Source organism: Burkholderia sp. 4NA327C6 (genome assembly GCF_005502655.1).
Taxonomy (GTDB): Bacteria; Pseudomonadota; Gammaproteobacteria; order Burkholderiales; family Burkholderiaceae; genus Burkholderia; species Burkholderia contaminans.
Genome location: NZ_SCNZ01000017.1, coordinates 56,102 through 75,174, shown reverse-complemented (window position 1 = coordinate 75,174; position 19,073 = coordinate 56,102). Strand labels below are relative to the sequence as shown.

Annotated in this window: 16 protein-coding genes; 6 read left to right on the top strand and 10 right to left on the bottom strand. The window is 68.9% G+C overall.

Annotated elements, in window-relative coordinates:
• Positions 1 to 24 precede the first annotated feature (24 nt).
• Genes FFS49_RS18905 through cobU form a run of 4 tightly spaced genes read right to left on the bottom strand, consistent with a single transcriptional unit; the run spans position 25 to position 3,440 of the window.
• Entirely contained in the window at positions 25 to 939 is a 915-nt protein-coding gene (locus FFS49_RS18905; RefSeq protein WP_105816199.1) for a cobalamin-binding protein, read from the bottom strand.
• Positions 936 to 1,955 carry a threonine-phosphate decarboxylase CobD gene (gene cobD, locus FFS49_RS18900; protein ID WP_105816198.1) on the bottom strand — a complete coding sequence of 340 codons (1,020 nt, stop codon included), beginning with the start codon at positions 1,953 to 1,955 and terminating at the stop codon, positions 936 to 938. The genes FFS49_RS18905 and cobD overlap by 4 nt, the downstream gene beginning before the upstream one ends.
• The gene (gene cbiB / locus FFS49_RS18895; RefSeq protein WP_105816197.1) at positions 1,948 to 2,892 is read right to left on the bottom strand and encodes an adenosylcobinamide-phosphate synthase CbiB; all 945 of its coding nucleotides are present in this window, start codon (positions 2,890 to 2,892) and stop codon (positions 1,948 to 1,950) included. The genes cobD and cbiB overlap by 8 nt, the downstream gene beginning before the upstream one ends.
• Positions 2,886 to 3,440, bottom strand: a complete 555-nt coding sequence (cobU, locus tag FFS49_RS18890) for a bifunctional adenosylcobinamide kinase/adenosylcobinamide-phosphate guanylyltransferase (RefSeq protein ID WP_105816196.1) — start codon at positions 3,438 to 3,440, stop codon at positions 2,886 to 2,888. Before cobU ends, cbiB begins: the two co-directional genes overlap by 7 nt.
• Positions 3,441 to 3,514: 74 nt before the next feature.
• Here cobU and FFS49_RS18885 point away from each other — a divergent pair, with 74 nt between their 5' ends.
• From FFS49_RS18885 to FFS49_RS18875, 4 genes are all read left to right on the top strand, one after another.
• On the top strand, positions 3,515 to 5,017 hold the full coding sequence (locus FFS49_RS18885; RefSeq protein ID WP_105816215.1) for a cobyric acid synthase: 1,503 nt from the start codon (positions 3,515 to 3,517) through the stop codon (positions 5,015 to 5,017).
• 81 nt (positions 5,018 to 5,098) lie between these two features.
• On the top strand, positions 5,099 to 5,239 hold the full coding sequence (locus FFS49_RS42010; RefSeq protein ID WP_171026781.1) for a hypothetical protein: 141 nt from the start codon (positions 5,099 to 5,101) through the stop codon (positions 5,237 to 5,239).
• Positions 5,240 to 5,389: 150 nt separating this feature from the next.
• A complete protein-coding gene (locus FFS49_RS18880; RefSeq protein WP_039368031.1) occupies positions 5,390 to 5,803 on the top strand; it encodes a DoxX family protein in 414 nt (137 codons plus the stop codon).
• Between the two features lie 136 nt (positions 5,804 to 5,939).
• Entirely contained in the window at positions 5,940 to 6,617 is a 678-nt protein-coding gene (locus FFS49_RS18875) for a ParA family protein (protein WP_105816195.1), read from the top strand.
• A gap of 135 nt (positions 6,618 to 6,752) precedes the next feature.
• Here FFS49_RS18875 and panD read toward each other — a convergent pair whose 3' ends face one another.
• The 4 genes from panD to FFS49_RS18855 all read right to left on the bottom strand — a co-directional run bounded on the left by panD (position 6,753) and on the right by FFS49_RS18855 (position 9,352).
• Positions 6,753 to 7,139, bottom strand: a complete 387-nt coding sequence (gene panD, locus FFS49_RS18870) for an aspartate 1-decarboxylase (RefSeq protein ID WP_039368025.1) — start codon at positions 7,137 to 7,139, stop codon at positions 6,753 to 6,755.
• 42 nt (positions 7,140 to 7,181) lie between these two features.
• Positions 7,182 to 8,021 carry a pantoate--beta-alanine ligase gene (gene panC / locus FFS49_RS18865; RefSeq protein ID WP_039368022.1) on the bottom strand — a complete coding sequence of 280 codons (840 nt, stop codon included), beginning with the start codon at positions 8,019 to 8,021 and terminating at the stop codon, positions 7,182 to 7,184.
• Positions 8,022 to 8,286: 265 nt separating this feature from the next.
• Positions 8,287 to 9,159 carry a ScpA family protein gene (locus FFS49_RS18860; protein WP_011352890.1) on the bottom strand — a complete coding sequence of 291 codons (873 nt, stop codon included), beginning with the start codon at positions 9,157 to 9,159 and terminating at the stop codon, positions 8,287 to 8,289.
• Between the two features lie 4 nt (positions 9,160 to 9,163).
• Complete coding sequence (locus FFS49_RS18855; RefSeq protein ID WP_006478107.1) at positions 9,164 to 9,352, bottom strand: DUF3460 family protein; 189 nt, start codon at positions 9,350 to 9,352, stop codon at positions 9,164 to 9,166.
• 255 nt (positions 9,353 to 9,607) lie between these two features.
• On the opposite strand from FFS49_RS18855, the gene FFS49_RS18850 reads away from it, so the two are divergent.
• Positions 9,608 to 11,422, top strand: a complete 1,815-nt coding sequence (locus tag FFS49_RS18850; protein WP_105816194.1) for an autotransporter assembly complex family protein — start codon at positions 9,608 to 9,610, stop codon at positions 11,420 to 11,422.
• A gap of 28 nt (positions 11,423 to 11,450) precedes the next feature.
• Complete coding sequence (locus tag FFS49_RS18845) at positions 11,451 to 15,536, top strand: translocation/assembly module TamB domain-containing protein (protein ID WP_105816193.1); 4,086 nt, start codon at positions 11,451 to 11,453, stop codon at positions 15,534 to 15,536.
• A 57-nt stretch (positions 15,537 to 15,593) separates the two neighbouring features.
• On the opposite strand, the gene metG is transcribed toward FFS49_RS18845, so the two are convergent.
• Positions 15,594 to 17,750 (bottom strand): methionine--tRNA ligase, encoded by a 2,157-nt coding sequence (gene metG, locus FFS49_RS18840; protein WP_105816192.1) that lies wholly within the window; start codon positions 17,748 to 17,750, stop codon positions 15,594 to 15,596.
• Positions 17,751 to 18,127: 377 nt separating this feature from the next.
• On the bottom strand, positions 18,128 to 18,772 hold the full coding sequence (locus FFS49_RS18825) for an OmpA family protein (protein ID WP_039368599.1): 645 nt from the start codon (positions 18,770 to 18,772) through the stop codon (positions 18,128 to 18,130).
• Positions 18,773 to 19,073: the final 301 nt, after the last annotated feature.

Here is a 19,073-nt window from a genome sequence, read left to right as displayed (position 1 = left end):
GATGAACGCGCAAGTCGCCGGAAATCAGCGTGGCCGCCGCGCACGCGCTGCATCGAGATCCTCGCACAGCGCGGCCGCACCCTGCGCGATCCGCGGCGACGGCCGTGTCAGCAGATCGCCGTCGATCGCGAACAGGTTGTTGCGTGCCACGGCCGTCAGTGCGGGCCACGTGCGCCAGCGCGCGAGGCTCGGCAGCGGTTCGTCGGAGCGCGTCGTACCGGCACTGGTCGTCACGATCGCCTCCGGATTGGCCGCGAGCACGGCCTCGTCGGTGACGGTCGGCACGAGCGGCTTGAGCGACGCGAACACGTTGCGGCCGCCGCACAGCTCGATCACGTCGTTGATCAGGTGCGCACCATTGAGCGTCATCAGCGGCCGATCCCAGACCTGGAAGAACATCGTGACGGGCGCTCGCGCCGAGTAACGCGTGCGCAGCGCCGCGATGTCGCGCGTATAGGCGGCCGCGACCGCATCGGCAGCCGGTTGCGTGCCGAGCAGCGTGCCGAGCCGACGCAGCGACGACGCGACGTCGTCGAGATGCTTCGGTTCGCTGAAGAACAGCGGGATGTGCAGCGCGCGCAGCGCGTCGGTTTGCCGCTCGGCGTTGCCGTGCCGCCAGACGACGATCAGGTCGGGCTTCAGCGCGGCGATCCGCTCGAGATCGAGCGCCTTGTTGTCGCCGACGCGCGGTATCGCTTGCGCGGCGGGCGGATAGTCGCTGTACGTGACGGTGCCGACGAGCTTTGCGCCGCCGCCGGCCGCGTAGACGAGTTCGGTCGCGTGCGGCGCGAGGCTGATCACGCGCTGCGCGGGCGCCGGCAGCGTGACTGCGTTGCCGGCGTCGTCGCGCGTCGAGACATCGGCGTGGACGAGTGGTGCGTAAGCGAACGCGGCGAGTTGCGCGATTGGCGCGAGCCGGCGAAACATGCGTGGATTCATGCCGATTGCCGTTGCAGTGTCGGCACGCAGCGCGCGAGCGCGTCGCCGAGGCGCTGCCATTCCACTTCGCTCCCCGGCAGGCCGATGCGTACGCTCGACGGTATCGGGAAGTGCCGCGTCCAGACCCCGCATGCCGCGAGTGCCGCATGCAGTGCCGCGGCGCGCGGGTCGTCGGTCCAGCTGAAGAGCGGCGTCGCGCGAACCGCGAAGCCGTGCGCGCGCAGCAAGGCGGCCAGCCGCTCGCCGTCGGCCGCGAGCCGTTCGCGGGCGGCGGCCTGCCATGCGCGATCGGCGAACGCCGCGGCGACCGCGTGGCGGGCGGGGCCGCCGACCGTCCACGCGCCGAGCATGTCGCGCAGCGCAACGATCTGGTCAGGACATGCGAGCACGAAGCCTGCGCGGATGCCGGCGAGCCCGAAGAACTTGCCGACCGAACGCAGCACGACGAGTCCGGGGCGATCGACGTGCGGCGCAAGCGACCGTGTCGCGCCCGTATCGGCGAATGCCTCGTCGACGATCAGCGTGCCGCCGCGCGCCGCCAGTTGCGCGTGCCAGGCGAGCAGGCGCTCGGGCGGCACGAATTCGGCGGTCGGATTATTCGGATTCCCGACGATGACGTGACGCAACGTCGCAGGCACCGTATCCGCATTGATGTCGAGCGCGACGACGCGATGGCCGTGGCGCGCAAAGGCGGGCGCGTATTCGCCGTACGCGAGCGCCGCGACGCCGGCGTCGCCGGCCGGCAGCAACGCGGGCAATGCGCGGATGGCTGCTTGGCTGCCGGCGACCGGCAGCACGTGTGCAGGATCGGGCGCGTGGTAGTACTGCGCGGCGCAGGCCGCGAGGCCGTCGCCGTCGTCGGGCAGCCGGCGCCATGCGTCGGCCGGGACGGGCGGGACCGGATAGCCGACCGGATTGATGCCGGTCGACAGGTCGAGCCATGCGTCGTACGGAATGCCGTGGCGGCGCGCGGCTTCATGCAGGTTGCCGCCGTGTGCGATGCGCGTGTCAGACATGATGGGTGGCCATGGCGAGTGCGCCGCTCGCGACCAGCAGCGCGAGCCACAGGGCAAGCGTGCGCGTGACGAGCGACAGTGCGGCGACGATGTGGACGGCGGTTGCCGCGGCGCCGGTGCCGAGCGCGGGACGATCCTCGATCTCGCCGTGATAGACGGCCGGGCCGCCGAGCTGCACGTTCAGGCTGCCGGCACCGGCAGCCATCACCGGGCCTGCGTTCGGGCTGTCCCAGTGGCGCGCCTGCGTGCGCCAGCAGCGCCATGCGGCGGCCGTGTCGCCGAGCAGCGCGTAGCTCGCGGCCGTGAGGCGCGCGGGAATCCAGTTCAACGCGTCGTCGAGGCGTGCGGCGGCCCAGCCGAAGGTCAGGAAGCGCGGCGTGCGGTAGCCCCACATCGCATCGAGCGTGTTCGCGAGCCGGAACAGCAGCGCGCCGGGGCCGCCCGCGACGACGAACCAGAACAGCGCACCGAAGATCGCGTCGTTGCCGTTCTCGAGCGCGGATTCGACGGCCGCGCGCGATAGCGCGCCTTCGTCCGCGTCGCTCGTGTCGCGCGACACGATGCGCGCGGTCAGCGCGCGGGCGGCGGCGAGGTCATGCCGCAGCAAGGCGGCAGCGATTGGCGCGACGTGGTCGGCAAGGCTTTTCGCGCCGAGCGCGAACCACAACAGCGCGATGTGCAGCGCGGCTGCGAGCGGCCACGGCAGCGCGGTCGTGAGCCATGCCGCGATGGCGACCGGCGGCACGACCGTCGCGACCCACGCGGCGACGCCGACCACGCGGCCGCGCCGGCCCGTGTTCAGCGCGCCTTCGATGCGCGCGGCGAGGCGGCCGAATGCGACGAGCGGGTGCCAGCCGGCCGGTTCGCCGATCGCGCGGTCGATGATCACGGCCGCGACCGCGAACATCGCGACGACGGGCAGCGACAGCATCAGCATGACGGGGCTCTCGTCTTGAGTTCGAGCGGCAGCCCGGCGACGAGCAGCGTCACGCGCGTGGCGAGCGCGGCGACGCGCTGGTTCAGGCGCCCGAGTTCGTCGACATAGCGCCGCGTGACCGAGCCAAGCGGCACGACGCCGAGCCCGATCTCGTTGCTGACGACGATCACCTTCGCGCGCGCGCCGCGCAACGCGTGCTCGAGCCGGTCGACCTGCACCGCGTACTGCGCATCGTCGAGCGGTTCGCCGTCGGCGGGGCACAGCAGGTTCGTGAGCCACAGCGTCAGGCAGTCGACGAGCAGGCACGCGTGCGGATCGTCGAGCCGCGCAAGCGTGCCGGCGAGGTCGACGGGGGCATCGGCGAAACCCCAGTCGGCCGGCCGGCGCGCGCGATGGTGCGCGATGCGCTGCGCGAATTCGGCATCGGCGGCGGTCGCGGTCGCGATGTAGGTGACGGGGAGGCCGCTGTCGGCGGCGAGCCGCTCGGCATGTGCGCTCTTGCCCGAGCGCGCGCCGCCGAGGACGAAGGTGAGGTCGTGCGGAATCATCGCGTGATTGTAACGGCGCGGGCATGGCGGCGCGGGGGATAATGCGGCCTTTGCTTCGCGACGACCTCCACACGATGAATGCACCCGAGCCGCGGCCGCGCGGCACGCTGATGATCCAGGGCACGACGTCCGATGCCGGCAAGAGCACGCTGGTTGCCGGCCTGTGTCGGCTCGCGCGCCGCGCCGGCGTGCGCGTTGCGCCGTTCAAGCCGCAGAACATGGCGCTCAACAGCGCGGTGACGGCCGACGGCGGCGAGATCGGCCGCGCACAGGCGCTGCAGGCCCTGGCCGCGGGCGTCGCGCCGCATACGGATTTCAACCCCGTGCTGCTGAAGCCCACGAGCGATCGCGGCGCGCAGGTGATCATTCACGGCAAGGCGCGCATGAACCTCAATGCGCGTGCGTATCACGACTACAAGCCGGTCGCGTTCGACGCGGTGCTCGAGTCGTATGCGCGCCTGCGCGCCGGCTACGACACGGTGATCGTCGAAGGCGCCGGCAGCCCGGCCGAGATCAACCTGCGCGACGGCGACATCGCGAACATGGGGTTTGCCGAACGCGTCGATTGCCCGGTCGTGCTCGTCGCCGACATCGACCGCGGCGGCGTGTTCGCGCACCTGGTCGGCACGCTCGCGTGCCTGTCGGACAGCGAGCGTGCGCGTGTGCGCGGCTTCGTGATCAACCGCTTTCGCGGGGACCTCAAGCTGCTCGAACCGGGGCTCGACTGGCTGCGCGCGCAGACGGGCAAGCCCGTGTTCGGCGTGCTGCCGTACCTGCACGGGCTGCTGCTCGACGCCGAGGACATGCTGCCCGCTCAGGCACGCAGCGCCGCCTCACGGGGCGATGCCGGCGTGCTGCGCGTGGTCGTGCCGGCGCTGCCGCGCATCAGCAACCACACCGATTTCGATCCGCTGCGCGCGCATCCGCAGGTCGAATTCACGTACTGGAAGAGCGGGCCCGTGCCCGACGCCGACCTTCTGATCCTGCCCGGTTCGAAGAGCGTGCAGCGCGACCTCGCGTGGCTGCGCGACGCGGGCTGGGACACGCTGATTCGTCGCCACCTGCGCTACGGCGGCAAGGTGATCGGCATCTGCGGCGGGATGCAGATGCTTGGCCGCACGCTCGACGATCCGCTCGGCCTCGAAGGGGCGCCCGGCAGCGTGCCGGGGCTCGGCCTGCTCGATTTCGACACGACGCTGCAGCCCGACAAGACGCTGAAGAACGTGACGGGGCATCTCGCGCTGCCGGGCCGGGCTGCCGTGCGCGGCTACGAGATCCACATGGGCGATACGCACGGGCCTGCGCTCGCGTCGCCCGCGCTGGCGCTGGCAGCCGACACCGCGCAGGACGGCACACGCCCCGACGGCGCGGTGTCCGACGACGGCCAGATTCTCGCGACCTACGTGCACGGGCTGTTCGACTCGCCGGACGCCTGCGCGGCTCTGCTCGCATGGGCCGGGCTCGACGGTGCGGAGCGCATCGACTATCCGGCGCTGCGCGAGGCATCGCTCGAACGGCTGGCCGACACGTTCGCCAACCATCTCGACCTTGACGCGCTGTACGCCGAGTTTCGTTGACGGGGATTGGGCCGTGCTCGCTTTTTCCGCCGGATCGCGTACAACACAGAGGGGCGGAGGTCCGCCCGGAGGAGTGCGACGATGAAGGCTCGATGGGGGTGGAGCGTGCTGCTCGCGGCGCTGCTGGGCGTGTCGGCGGTTGCGCACGCGTGCGATTCGTACGTGCCGGGCGGCGGCCAGTCCGGTTCCGGCGGCGCCACGCAAGGCAAGAGCGGCTACTGAAGCCGGTTGCGGGGCATGATCGGTCATGCCCCTTTTTTACGCCCCGATTAATTCCACATGGGAATCAGTTAAAGCGAATTAGCGAGTTTATCGGTCGAATTGATTCGAATAGAGTGCAAGCCATTCACACCACTCACGAAGGAATTCGCCATGAACCCCAATCGCCTCAACGATTTCGCCGCGACCCTGCTGCGCGTCGCGCTCGGCGTGCTGTACCTCGCGCACGTCGCGCAGAAGGTGTTCGTCTTCACGCTGCCCGGCACCGCGCAGTTCTTTGCGTCGATCGGCCTGCCGGGCTGGCTCGCGTACCTGACGACGTTCGTCGAGCTGGCCGGCGGCCTCGCGCTGCTTGCGGGCTTCCGTGTGCGCGTCGCCGCACTCGTGCTGCTGCCGTTCATGCTCGGCGCAACCGCTACGCATCTGCCGAACGGCTGGAGCTTCGCGTCTCCGCACGGCGGCTGGGAATATCCGGCGTTCTGGGCCGTCACGCTCGCCGTGCAGGCGCTGCTGGGCGGCGGCGCGTTCGCGCTCGGCGCACGGGAGGCCGCGGTTCAGCGTGCGTAAGGGATAGGTAAGCGTACGCGGAGCGGCGCAACCCGTTCCGGTGACCCCCCGTTTGCCGATATCATCGCTCCCTGTATCCGCAATCGAGCGGCGCCTGCCATGCGGCGGGCGCCGCGCGGCTTTTTCGGGGGAATTCATGACGGTGATCGTGGTGGCGAATCCGAAGGGCGGCGTGGGGAAGAGCACGCTGTCCACCAATCTTGCCGGCTATTTCGCGGCGCAGGGCGCGTGGGTCGCGCTCGCCGACCTGGACCGGCAGCAGTCCGCGCATGCGTGGCTCGACCTGCGGCCGGCCGGATTGCCGCCGATCGAGGCATGGGAACTCGACCCGGACGCGCCGACGAAGCCGCCGCGCGGCCTCGAATACGCGGTGATCGATACGCCGGCCGGCCTGCATGGCAACCGGCTCAACGTCGCGCTGCAACTGGCCGACAAGGTGATCGTGCCGCTGCAGCCGTCGATGTTCGATATCCTGGCCACGCAGCAGTTTCTGGAGCGCCTCGCCGGCGAGAAGGCCGTGCGCAAGGGCAGCGTCGAGGTCGGGATCGTCGGGATGCGGGTCGATGCGCGCACGCGCTCGTCCGACCAGCTTCACCGGTTCGTCGAAGGGCTCGGCCTGCCGGTGCTCGGCTACGTGCGCGACACGCAGAACTACGTGCAGATCGCCGCGCACGGCCTGACGCTGTGGGACGTCGCGAAGAGCCGCGTCGAGAAGGATCTCGAACAGTGGCGGCCGATCGTCGAATGGGCCGAGCGCCGGGCGCCGAAAGCAGAGAAGGCGGAGAAGGCGGAGAAGGCCGCCAAGGCGTCCTGATCCGCGCGGCCGCCGCCGGGGCGGCGCGCGATGAAACGAGAAAGGGCCGGATGGCGTGGAGTACGCCATCCGGCCCTTCGGCCACGAGCGGCACGGCCGCTCCCGCGCGCCACGGCACGCGGGCAGGTGGTCAGGTCAGGTCCAGTTCTGCGTCGGCACGTGATCGCGGTGGCCCTTGATCTTGTTGCCGTCGTCGATGAACACGAGCTTCGGCTTCCAGCCGGCCTGCAGCTCGGCTTCGTCGACCATCGCGAAGGCTGCGATGATCACGAGGTCGCCCAGTTGCGCACGACGCGCGGCCGAGCCGTTCAGCGAGATCATCCCGCTGCCGCGCTCACCCTTGATCGCGTACGTCGAGAAGCGCTCGCCGTTGTTGATGTTCCAGATGTCGATCCGTTCGTTCTCGATGATGCCCGATGCTTCGAGCAGGTCTTCGTCGATCGCGCACGAGCCTTCGTAATGCAGCTCGCAGTGCGTGACGGCCGCACGGTGGATCTTCGATTTGAGCATGTGGCGCTGCATGGTGTCTCCGTGATGCGTGAGAGGCGCGGGCGGGGCGGCCCGTCAGATTTCCAGGTTGTCGATGAGGCGCGTCGCGCCGAGCTTCGCGGCGGCGACGACGACGAGCGGTTCGCCGGCTTCGAGCTGGGCCGCGTCCGGCGCGATCAGGTTCGCGCGGCGGCGGATCGAGATGTAGTCGGGCGCCCAGCCGCGGCCGGCCAGATGCGTGCGGGCCATTTCCTCGAGCTTGCCGAGGTCGCGCTCGCCGCCGAGCACGCTTTCGCGGATGCGTTGCAGCGTTTTCGCGAGTTCGGGCGCTTCGCTGCGCTCGTCGGCCGACAGGTAGCGATTGCGCGACGACAGCGCGAGGCCGTCCTCGTCGCGCACGGTTTCGGCGGCGATGATGTCGACCGGCAGCGCGAGCTGCTGGCACATGCGGCGCACGATCATCAGCTGCTGGTAGTCCTTCTTGCCGAACACGGCGACGCGCGGCTGCACGCAGGCCATCAGCTTCGCCACGACCGTGCACACGCCGGTGAAGAAGCCGGGCCGGAATTCCCCTTCGAGGATCCCGCCGAGATCGTCCGGCGGCAGCACGCGGTATTCCTGCGGTTCCGGGTACATGTCGCGCTCGGTCGGCGCGAACAGCACGTAGACGTTTTCCTTCTGCAGCTTCTCGATATCGTCCTGGAGCGTGCGCGGATACTTGTCGAAATCCTCGTTCGGGCCGAATTGCAGCCGGTTGACGAAGATGCTCGCCACGACCGGGTCGCCGTGCTGGCGCGCAAGGCGCATCAGCGACAGGTGCCCTTCGTGCAGGTTGCCCATCGTCGGCACGAACGCCGTGCGGTTCTGGCCGCGCAGCTGGTCGCGCAGTTCATGGATCGAGCTGATGACTTTCATGATCGGGTAGCGGGTTCCTCGCGCTGGCGCGCGTTGGCGCCGCAGCAGCGGCGTCGGGGTCGAAGCGGAGAACGCCGGCGCGCGGGCGGCGCATCGGGCGTCGGCGGATTGTAGAGGATTTGGCTGCCAAACGCATCGAAAAAAGAACGATCGTTCACTTTTTAATCGGGCGTGCCGGCAACCACGCGCGCGGCCGCGCCGGGCTGCGGCGTAGCGGCGAGCGTGCCGGGATGAATCGGGAGAATGGGAAGGGCGGTCGAGGGTGTTACGCGGGCAGGTACGCGAGACGCACGTAGATCGGCGCGAACGGCTCGGCCTGCGTAATCTCGAGGAGCGACTCGCGCGCGAGTTCGAGCATCGCGATGAAATTCACGACGACGACCGGCACGCCGCGCGACGTGTCGAACAGCTCGGCGAACTCCATGAAGCGCGCGTTCTGCAGCCGGCGCAGGATCAGGCTCATGTGCTCGCGCACCGACAGCTCCTCGCGGGAGATCTTGTGGTGCTGGACGAGCTTCGCGCGCTTGAGCACGTCGGCCCAGGCGGCGCGCAGGTCGTCCGAATTCACGTCGGGGAAGCGCGGCGTGACGCTCTGCTCGATGTAGACCTCGGCGCGCAGGAAGTCGCGGCCGAGTTGCGGCAGCTGGTCGAGGCGCTGCGCGGCGAGCTTCATCTGCTCGTATTCGAGCAGGCGGCGCACGAGTTCGGCGCGTGGATCCTCGGCTTCCTCGCCGGTATCGGCCTTCTTGACCGGCAACAGCATCCGCGACTTGATCTCGATCAGCATCGCGGCCATCAGCAGATACTCGGCCGCCAGCTCGAGGTTCGACGTGCGGATCTGGTCGACGTAACCCAGGTATTGCGCGGTGACCTGCGCCATCGGGATGTCGAGCACGTTGAAGTTCTGCTTGCGGATCAGGTAGAGCAGCAGGTCGAGCGGACCTTCGAAGGTCTCGAGGAAGATCTCGAGCGCATCGGGCGGGATGTAGAGATCCTGCGGCAGCTTGAAGAGCGGCTCGCCGTACAGGCGCGCGAATGCCGCGACACCGTCGACCGTGTCGGGCGTCGAATCGGCGCCCGCGGGCGCGGCGATCGCGTCGTCCTGCCGGGCGGCGCTGGCCTCGTCGGCGGCGCTCACGTCGTCAGAAGTTCTGGTAGTAGACGTACGACGTTTGCTTCACGCGCGATTCCTGCTGCTCGGCGCGCTCTTCGAGGTCGATCGGCTGCTTGTCCCACAGCAGGGAGCGGCCCTTGCGCTGCTCTTCCTCGAGCGTCGGCTTCTGCTGCTTGAGCTGGTTCAGGAACTGCGTGACATCGGACTGGTACGGCATGGCTGGGTTTTCCGTTTCGGGCGGCGCACGATGCGCCGGATTCACGATGGCGGGATTTTACCGCATCGCGGGAACGCCCGGCGTCAATCGCGCGTCGAATCCGCGGGCCGGCATGGGGCCGGCGCCCGGAAGCGCACCGCCACGCATGGCGCTGTGGTTCAGGTGGTTTACAAACATTAAGCTTTGGTGCCGGCACCCTGTGGTCAAATACAGGGTTTTTCCACATCACCGTGACAACCGAGGGCGAGGTCATATTTGGCGGGGCAGTCGAACCAGCAAGCACACACGGCACATGACGCGCGCGCGCGCGTGGAACGCAATCGTGCCGGCGACGCGGCTCGCGCCGCGCGGGTGGCCCTCGCGGGTTGCCTTGCCGCGTGCTTCGCGCTGCCGGCCCACGCGAAGTACGACGTCGACATCGACGCGCCGCGCTCGGTTCGCAAGCTGCTCAAGTCGCATCTCGATATCGCGCGCTTCGCGAAGCGCGACGACATCAGCGACGACCAGTTCGACTTCCTCGTGACCGCCACGCCGCAGCAGGTGCGCGACCTGACCGCGACGGCCGGCTATTTCTCGCCGGTCGTGCGCACCGACGTGCGCACGCGCGACGGCAAGCGCGACGTGCGCATCGCGGTCGATCCGGGGAAGCAGACCATCGTATCGAGCGTCGACCTGACGTTCAAGGGGCCCGTCGACACCGAGGATCCGAAGCAGGAAGCCGCGACCCGTTTCGCGTTCTCGCTGAAGCCGGGCGATCCGTTTACGCAGTCCGACTGGGACGGCGCGAAGGGCGCGGCGCTCAGGCAACTGCAATCGCACCGCTATCTCGGCGGGAAGATCGCGTCGTCCGAAGCGCGCATCGACCCGCTCACGCAGCGCGCAATGCTCGCGGTCACGTTCGACAGCGGCCCGACGTTCACGATCGGCAAGGTCGACGTCGACGGCGTGCGGCGCTATCCGGAAAAAATCGTCACGAACGTCAATCCGCTGTCGGAAGGCGAGATCTATGACGTGCAGCGCATCACCGAACTGCAGCGGCAGTTGCAGAACACGCCGTATTACGCGAGCGTCGCGATCGACGTCGGCGACGATACGGCGAAGCCCGAGCGCACGCCGGTGCACGTGAAGGTCAGCGAATTCCCGTACAACAACATTCGCGGCGGCGTCGGCTTTGCCACCGACACCGGGCCGCACGTGCAGGGCTCCTATACGTATCTCGACACGTTCGGCGCGGCTTGGCCGCTGACCGTGTCGGGCCGGCTCGACCAGATCCAGCAATACGGGCAGGTCCAGCTGTCGATGCCGCCGGGCGAGAAGGGCTGGACCAACAGCGTGCTCGCGTCGTACACGAACACCAACGTGTCGGACACGCGCATCTACAGCGCGCGGGTCGGCGCGCAGCGCACGCGCACCGGCCAGTTCATCGACTATTCGTATTCGCTGATGTTCTACCAGGACCGGCTCGACCAGAACGGCGCGGGGCCGACCACGAGCCGCGCGCTCGTGCCGCAATGGGCGTGGACGCGCCGCAACGTCGACGATCCGCTGTTTCCGCGCTCGGGCAACCTGATCCACGCGGAGGCCGGCTTCGCGGTCAAGGGCGTGCTGACCGACCAGTCCTTCATCCGCGGCTACGCGCGCGGCCAGCAGTACCTGCCGATCGGCAAGCGCGACCTGTTCGTGTTCCGCGCGGAGCTCGGCGGCGTGTTCACGAGCGGCAGCTCGACCGGCGTGCCGGCTTCGCTGCTGTTCCGCGCGGGCGGCTCGAACTCGGTGCGCGGCTACGGCTACCAGAGCATCGGTAACAGCGTCGACGGTTCCGTGCTGCCGACCAAGTACCTGATGACGGGCACCGCCGAATACCAGCACTGGTTCAACCGCGACTGGGGCGCCGCGACGTTCTTCGACATCGGCACCGCCACCGATGCGTGGGGCGAGCGTGTGTTCTACCCGGGTGTCGGCATCGGCGCGCGCTGGCGCAGCCCCGTCGGACCCATCAACGTCGACGTCGCGTACGGGTTGCGCAACCATAGCGTGCGCCCGTACCTGACGCTCGGCATCGCTTTCTGACCGTACCGCTTTACCGACGACGAACCGCATGACGAAGGACCCGAACGACACGCCGCCGCCTCACGATCCGGACTCGCCCGACGGCACGCCGCCCGACGCGCCGCCGCGCGCGCCGCGCCGCCGGCCCGTCGCGCGGATCGGGCGGTTCGTCGCGTGGACGCTTGCAACGGTCGTGCTGCTCGTCGTGCTGGCGATCGGCCTCGTGCTGGCCGCGGTGACGACCGAGCACGGCACGCGGCTCGCGTGGCAGGTGGCCGAGCGTGTGCTCGGCACGCGACTCGCGGGCACGCTCGACGGCGGCTCGCTCGCGACCGGCGTGCGGTTGCGCGGATTCGCGTGGACGAGCCCCGACGGCACGGGCACGGAAATCCGCATCGACCGGCTCGACGGCCGCTGGGCGCTGACCCGCGCGCCGTGGCGGCTGTCCATCGCGTATCTGCGTGCCGGCACGATCGACGTGCGGATCGCGCCGGGGCCGTCGACGCCGAGTACGACGCCGCAGGACCTCAGCCTGCCGCTGCAGTTGCGGATCGACGACCTGCGCGTCGATCACCTCGCGATCCACGACGGCGGCTCGACGACGCAGCTCGACCATATCGCGCTGAACGGGCGCAGCGACGGCCGTCACCATGAACTCGTGCTCGACGGCGTCGATACGCCGTACGGCGCGCTGACCGCGCGCGCGAAGCTCGACGGTGTGAAGCCGTTCGCGCTGACGGGTGACGCCACGTATGCAGGCAAGCTGTCCGACGAGCCCGTCGATGCGCGTGCGCGCGTGTCGGGCTCGCTCGAGGCGCTCGTCGCCGAGGTCGACGCGAGCGGGATGAAGCTGAACGGGCGCGCGCACGTGGAGGCCGCGCCGTTCGGCGCGGTGCCGCTCACCCGCGCATCGCTCGCGTTCGATCACGTGAATCCGCAGGCGCTCGCCCCCGGCGCACCGGCCGCCGATCTCGCGGTGCGCGCGGAACTCGCGCCCGTGACCGCGCCGGCCGGGGCCGAGCCCGCGAAGGGTTTCGCGGTGACGGGCCCGGTGTCGATCGTCAACGCGAAGCCCGGCACGCTCGGCGACCACCTGCTGCCGGTGATCGACGCGCACGCGAACGTGCATCTCGATGCGCACGCGCAGCGGATCGACGATCTCGCGCTGAAGCTGATCCGCGACGGCAGCGTGACGGGCAACGGCGCGCTGACGGGCGGCAAGGGCCGTTTCGACCTGAAGGTCGCGAATCTCGACCTCAACGCGTTCGTCGCCGAGCTGCGGCCGATGCGTCTCGCCGGCCCGCTCGGCGTGACGCTCGCGGGCGACGTGACGACCGTCGATTTCAACCTGAACGATCCGAAGCTCGCGCTCGGCGCACGTGCGAAGGTCGCGCTGACGCCGCAGCAGACCGTGCTGACCGACGCGCGCGTGACGGCGGGCAAGGGCCGGATCGACCTGACCGGTGTGTTCCGCCACGATGCGCATTCGAGCTACGACGCGAAGGCGACGCTGACCGCGTTCGATCCGCTGCTGCTCGCCGCGGCGAGCGCGCCGAAGGCGGGCGGCGGCAAGGCGCCCGCCAAGGCGGCGAAGGCACCGGCCCGGCGCGGCGAGACGCGCGTGTCGGGCACGCTGACGGCGTCGGGCGCATTCGCGCCGCAGGTATCGACGAAGGCGACCTTCAAGCTCGGCGACAGCCTGTACGACGGCGTGCCGCTGACCGGCGCCGGCGTCGTACAGCTGGCCGGCTCGCGCATCTTGCCGAGCAACGCGAACCTGTCGATCGCGGGCAACCATGTCGACCTGCGCGGCAGCTTCGGCGCGCCCGGCGACCGGCTGCGCTTCGTCGTCGACGCGCCGCAGCTCGACCGGCTCGGCTTCGGCGTGGAAGGGCTCGTGCAGGCGCAGGGTGACCTGACCGGCAGCTTCGCGCACCCGAACGTGACGGCCACCTACAAGGCCGAGCGCGTCGTCGTCGGCTCGAACCGGATCGGTGCCGCGCAGGGCCGCGCGGACATCCGCGACGGCGCGCACGGCGCGCTCGTGTTTACAGCCGACGCGTCCGACATCGCGCTCGGCTCGCTGAAGCTGAAATCGCTGCGTGCGAACCTCGACGGCACGCGCGCGAAGCACACGCTCGACGCGTCGGCACTCGGGGTGGCCGGCGGCCGCGTGATCGACATGACGCTCGCGGCGAACGGCGGCGTGGTCGAGAATCGCGACGGGATGCGCTGGGACGGCACCGTCACGCGTCTTGCGAACCGCGGCACGCCGGCCATCGCGCTGCAGTCGCCGTTGACCGTGTCGGCCGGCGCCGGCCGCGTGACGCTCGGCTCGACGCGGCTCACGCTCGAAGGCGCGGCGATCGACCTGAAATCGTTCGTGTTCGATCACGGCCAGATGCGCTCGGCGGGCTCGGTGACCGGAGCGTCGGTCGCGCGTTTCCTCGAGGTCCGCCAGGAGCTGACGGGCCAGCGGCCGCCGGTGCGCACCGACGTCGTGCTCGATGCCGACTGGGATTTCTCGCTCGGCGCGAACGCGACGGGCTATGTGCAGGTGAAGCGCCGCGGCGGCGACGTGACGATCGAGAGCGGGCGCGGCATCGCATCGCTGGGGCTGACCGACCTGTCCGCGCGCGCGAGCTTTACGCCCGGCAACCGGCTCAACGTGACGGCACTCGCGAAGGCGAGCCGGATCGGCACGCTCGATGCGAATGTCGTCGTGCCGTTCGCGCTGCGTGACGGCATGTTCGGCGTGGTCGACGATGGCCCGCTGTCGGGCCGCATCGACGCCGACATCCCGGCGCTGAAGACGACCGGCAACCTGTTCGGGCCGAGCTACCTGCTCGGCGGGCGGGCGGCGCTGAAGCTGACGGTCGCGGGCACGCCGGCGAAGCCGAACCTGTCGGGGATGCTGACGGGCGACGACCTGTCCGCGACCCTCATCGACCAGGGCGTGCAGCTGAAGGACGGCATCGTGCGCGTGAAGCTGTCGGAAAACCTCGTCGAATTCCAGCAGGTGGAGTTCCACGGCGGCGACGGTACGCTGCGCGCACTCGGCCGCGTGCGCCTTGACGGCGAAGCCCCCGACCTGACCGCAAGCATCGTCGCGGACAAGCTCGAGCTGTTCGCGGCGCCGGATCGCAAGCTGTCGCTGTCGGGCAAGGCGACGGTCGCGAACGACGGGCCGCGCGGCGCGCTGTCGATCGACGGCAAGTTCGTCGTCGACCGCGCATTGTTCGACCTGCCCGAGGAATCGGCGCCGCACCTGTCGGACGACGTGGTGATCATGCAGCCGGGCGGCACGGTGCGCGGCGAGACGCCGACCGGTTCCGCGGTCGCGAAGCCGAAGCCGGTCGAGGACAAGCCGGCACCGTCGCTCGCGCCGCGCGCGAACATCGACGTCGGCCTCGGCAACAACTTCCGCTTCAAGGGCCACGGCGCGGATCTCGGGCTGCGCGGCACGATCACCGTGATGAGCGCGCCGGGCGTGCCGCTGCGCGCGGTCGGCAACGTGCGCGTGACGGAAGGGTCGACGTACACGTCGTTCGGCCGCAAGCTCGCGATCGAGAACGGCTTCTTCACGTTCAACGGCCCTGTGTCGAACCCGGGCGTCAACATCCTCGCGATGCGGCGCAACCAGGAGGTCGAGGCCGGCGTGCAGGTGACGGGCACGATCCAGTCGCTGACGGTCAAGCTCGTGTCGGAGCCGAACGTGACCGACAACGAAAAGCTGTCGTGGCTGCTGTTCGGGCACGGCACGGACCAGGGCAACAACGTCGGCCAGCAGGGGGCGATGACGGCGGCGCTCGGCCTGCTCGGCAGCGTGACCGGCAAGCGCGTCGCGCAGACCTTCGGTCTCGACGAAGTCTCGGTCGGCCGCAGCGAAGTCGGCCTGACCGACCCGCAGGTCGTGCTGGTGTCGAAGGCGATCAACGAGCGCTTCGTGCTCGGCTTCGAGCAGGGGCTGCAATCGGCGGCCAACGCGTTCAAGGCGACGATCAACCTGACGCGTTTCTGGTCGGTGTCCGCCTACGGCGGCACGTTCCAGGGCGTCGACCTGAACTACACGCGGCGTTTCGATCGCTGGTTCGGCAGTGACGGCGGACGCGGGCGGCGCGCCGAGCAGCCATGAAAAAAGCCCCGCACATCGTGCGGGGCTTTTTTTCGCGCAAGCGGCAGCGCGTTCGGCTTACTTCACGCGCATGCCCGGTTTCGCGCCGCTGTGCGGCTCGAGGATGTAGAGGCCCGGCTCGGCCTTCTCGTCGGCAGCCGACGCGGCGAGCACCATCCCTTCGGACAGGCCGAACTTCATCTTGCGCGGCGCGAGGTTCGCGACCATCACGGTCAGCTTGCCGACGAGCTGCTCGGGCTGGTATGCGGACTTGATGCCCGAGAACACGTTGCGGGTCTTTTCCTCGCCGACGTCGAGCGTGAGCTGCAGCAGCTTGTCCGAACCCTCGACGGCCTGGCACGCGACGATCTTCGCGATGCGCAGGTCGATCTTCGCGAAATCGTCGATCGAGATCGGTGCGTCGTCCGCGCCGTTCACGGCAGCCTGCTTCGCGTTCGCCTTGGCGTTGCTCTTCGCCTCCTTCGCGGCGTTCGCGCTCGCGGCAGCCGCGCCGGTGGCTTCGGCCTGCAGCGAATCGCGGTTCGCGGCGAGCAGCGCTTCGATCTGCTTCGGGTCGACGCGCGTCATCAGGTGCTGGTACGCCTTGATCGGCTGTTCCGACGACAGCGGCTTCGCGGCATCGGCCCAGACGAGCGGCGCGATGCCGAAGAACGACTCGACGGCTTCGGCCACGCGCGGCATCACCGGCTTCAGCGCGAGCGACAGCAGGCGGAACGACTCGAGGCTCACGCTGCAGGTTTCATGCAGCGCGACCGCGTTGGCCGGATCCTTCGCGAGATCCCACGGCTTCGCACCGTCGACGTACGCGTTCACTTCGTCCGCGAGCTCCATCGTGTGGCGCAGCGCGCGGCCGTATTCACGGGCTTCGTAGCTTGCGGCGATCTGCGGAATCGCCTCGCGCAGCTTCGCGACGAGCGGATGGTTCATCGCGCTGTCCTGCACGCGGCCGTCGAAGCGCTTGATCAGGAAGCCTGCCGCGCGGCTCGCGATGTTCACGTACTTGCCGACGAGGTCGCTGTTCACGCGCGCCTGGAAGTCGTCGAGGTTCAGGTCGATGTCTTCCATCGTCGCGTTCAGCTTCGCGGCGAAGTAGTAGCGCAGCCATTCGGGGTTCAGGCCCGTGTCGATGTAGCTCTGCGCGGTGATGAACGTGCCGCGCGACTTCGACATCTTCGCGCCGTCGACGGTCAGGAACCCGTGCGCGAACACGTTGGTCGGCGTGCGGTGGCCCGAGAACTCGAGCATCGCCGGCCAGAACAGCGTGTGGAAGTACAGGATGTCCTTGCCGATGAAGTGATACTGCTCGGCCTTCGAGCCCGGGCGGATCCATGCATCGAAATCGATGCCGTTACGGTCGCACAGGTTCTTGAAGCTCGCGTAGTAGCCGACCGGCGCGTCGAGCCACACGTAGAAATACTTGCCGGGCGCGCCCGGGATCTCGAAGCCGAAGTACGGCGCGTCACGCGAGATGTCCCAGTCGGCGAGCTTGGCTTCGCCGGCATCGCCGAGCCATTCGCGCATCTTGTTGGTCGCTTCGGGCTGCGCGAGGCCGCTCACCCATTCGCGCAGGAACGATTCGCAGCGCGGGTCGGACAGGCGGAAGAAATAGTGCTTCGAGGTCTTGCGCACCGGCGTCGCGCCCGACACGACCGAATACGGGTTCAGCAGTTCGGTCGGCAGGTACGTCGAGCCGCACACTTCGCAGCTGTCGCCGTACTGGTCCTTCGCGTGGCACTTCGGGCACTCGCCCTTGATGAACCGGTCCGGCAGGAACATTTCCTTGACCGGATCGTAGGCCTGCTCGATTTCGCGTTCGGCGATGAAGCCGGCTTCCTGCAGCGCGAGATAGATCTTCTCGCTCAGCACGCGGTTTTCGTCCGAATCGGTCGAGTAGAAGTTGTCGAACGACACGCCGAAGCTGTCGAAGTCGCGCTTGTGTTCGGTCCACACGCGATCGATCAGCTGCTTCGGCGTCAGGCCTTCCTTCTCCGCGCGCAGCATGACCGGCGTGCCGTGCGTGTCGTCGGCGCCGATGTAGTAGACCTCGTGGCCATGCATTCGCAGCGTCCGCACCCAGATGTCGGTCTGGATGTACTCGACCATGTGGCCGATGTGGATCTGCCCGTTGGCATAGGGCAGTGCGGACGTAACGAGGATCTGGCGGCTGCCTTGCGGCGCCGCAGCCTGCACGGAAGTGAGGTCGGATGCGGACATAGGGTCTGGAGAAGAACAGCGGGAAAAACGACGGGAAACTGCGATTCTAGCAGGGGCGCGGGCCGGCGCGGCGGGCAGGCGCCCCGGGCCGGGCGCCGCAAGGGGCGGGGCCGCACATGCGGCGTGTCCGGCAGCGTTGTGTTGCGGTGCAGCACAAATTTTACGGGCAAAAAAAACCGGGGCGGATACGGCCCCGGAGCAACAACGACAAGAGGAGAATGGTGACGCGCCGGCAACACCAGCCGCGTACCGTAAATACTGACCACGGCCTGCGACAGAAGTTCGAAAATTTTTTCGATTTGTTACCGGCCCCGACGGAAGCCTTGTCCGGCGGGGCTGCGCGGGCTGAGGGCCCGCGCCTTCCCCTCGTCGAGCGCTTACTGCGCCTGCGCTGCGCGCAGGTAGATTTCGACGCGGCGGTTCTGTGCGCGGCCGGCTTCGGTCGCGTTGTCCGCGATCGGGTTCGACGCGCCCATGCCTTGCGCCGACAGGCGGCCGCCGCTCACGCCGCGCTGCGTCAGTGCGTTCACGACGCTTTGCGCGCGGTTCTGCGACAGCGTCTGGTTCAGCTGGGCCGAGCCGGTGCTGTCCGTGTAGCCGACGATCGAGGCCGTCACTTGCGGGTTCTGGTTCAGCGTCGTCGCCAGGTCGTTCAGCAGCGGCGTGAAGGCCGGCGTGATCGCGTACTGGTTCGTCGCGAACGTCACCGAGCTCGGCACGTTCAGCTTCAGCGAGCCGTCCGGCTGCTCGGTCACTTGCGTGCCCGTCTGCGCGGCCGACGGTGCGAGCTTGTTCTTGATCGCCTGCCAGTTGTAACCCGTCACGCCGCCGACCAGTGCGCCGACGCCCGCGCCGATCGCCGCGCCCTTGCCGCCGCCCGCCAGTGCGCCGATGCCTGCGCCCAGCGCCGCACCCGTGCCGGTACCGACGGCCGTATTGTTGCCTTGCTGCGTGGCGCAGCCTGCCAGCAGTGCGCCGGCCAATGCGAAGACGGACAAGCGGGTCGCGATTTTCATGTTCATCTTGGATTCCTCTCTTGGTTGAACGAGTCGACAACGACGACAACAACAGTTACGGCTCCCTGCGCGGGCCGCCCGAAAAAGGAGGGCAGGCCCGTGCTCGCGGCAGCCGCCGAGGTGGCTGCATGCCCTGTCCGTCAGCGTGGCTGTTCGGACAGTGCGACGCGTCAGCCTCTACAATATAGGCGGTAAGTGGCCGATTTGGCCCCATAGCATGCCGCACGCGAAGAGTGCGCCGGGTCGCGCGTTCGCGCAATGGCGTGCAACAGATTCTTTCACTTTTCCCGATTTTCGCGCCTTAATT

Excerpts from the sequence above, each read along its gene's own strand:
- FFS49_RS42010 (WP_171026781.1), top strand. The coding sequence starts at position 5,099 with ATGAAGGCTCGATGGGGGTGGAGCGTGCTGCTCGCGGCGCTGCTGGGC.
- cbiB (WP_105816197.1), bottom strand. The coding sequence starts at position 2,892 with ATGCTGATGCTGTCGCTGCCCGTCGTCGCGATGTTCGCGGTCGCGGCC.
- FFS49_RS18855 (WP_006478107.1), bottom strand. The coding sequence starts at position 9,352 with ATGCCGTACCAGTCCGATGTCACGCAGTTCCTGAACCAGCTCAAGCAG.
- FFS49_RS18885 (WP_105816215.1), top strand. The coding sequence starts at position 3,515 with ATGAATGCACCCGAGCCGCGGCCGCGCGGCACGCTGATGATCCAGGGC.
- FFS49_RS18905 (WP_105816199.1), bottom strand. The coding sequence starts at position 939 with ATGAATCCACGCATGTTTCGCCGGCTCGCGCCAATCGCGCAACTCGCC.
- cobD (WP_105816198.1), bottom strand. The coding sequence starts at position 1,955 with ATGTCTGACACGCGCATCGCACACGGCGGCAACCTGCATGAAGCCGCG.
- FFS49_RS18845 (WP_105816193.1), top strand. The coding sequence starts at position 11,451 with ATGACGAAGGACCCGAACGACACGCCGCCGCCTCACGATCCGGACTCG.
- cobU (WP_105816196.1), bottom strand. The coding sequence starts at position 3,440 with ATGATTCCGCACGACCTCACCTTCGTCCTCGGCGGCGCGCGCTCGGGC.
- FFS49_RS18825 (WP_039368599.1), bottom strand. The coding sequence starts at position 18,772 with ATGAACATGAAAATCGCGACCCGCTTGTCCGTCTTCGCATTGGCCGGC.
- FFS49_RS18880 (WP_039368031.1), top strand. The coding sequence starts at position 5,390 with ATGAACCCCAATCGCCTCAACGATTTCGCCGCGACCCTGCTGCGCGTC.
- panC (WP_039368022.1), bottom strand. The coding sequence starts at position 8,021 with ATGAAAGTCATCAGCTCGATCCATGAACTGCGCGACCAGCTGCGCGGC.
- panD (WP_039368025.1), bottom strand. The coding sequence starts at position 7,139 with ATGCAGCGCCACATGCTCAAATCGAAGATCCACCGTGCGGCCGTCACG.
- FFS49_RS18875 (WP_105816195.1), top strand. The coding sequence starts at position 5,940 with ATGACGGTGATCGTGGTGGCGAATCCGAAGGGCGGCGTGGGGAAGAGC.
- metG (WP_105816192.1), bottom strand. The coding sequence starts at position 17,750 with ATGTCCGCATCCGACCTCACTTCCGTGCAGGCTGCGGCGCCGCAAGGC.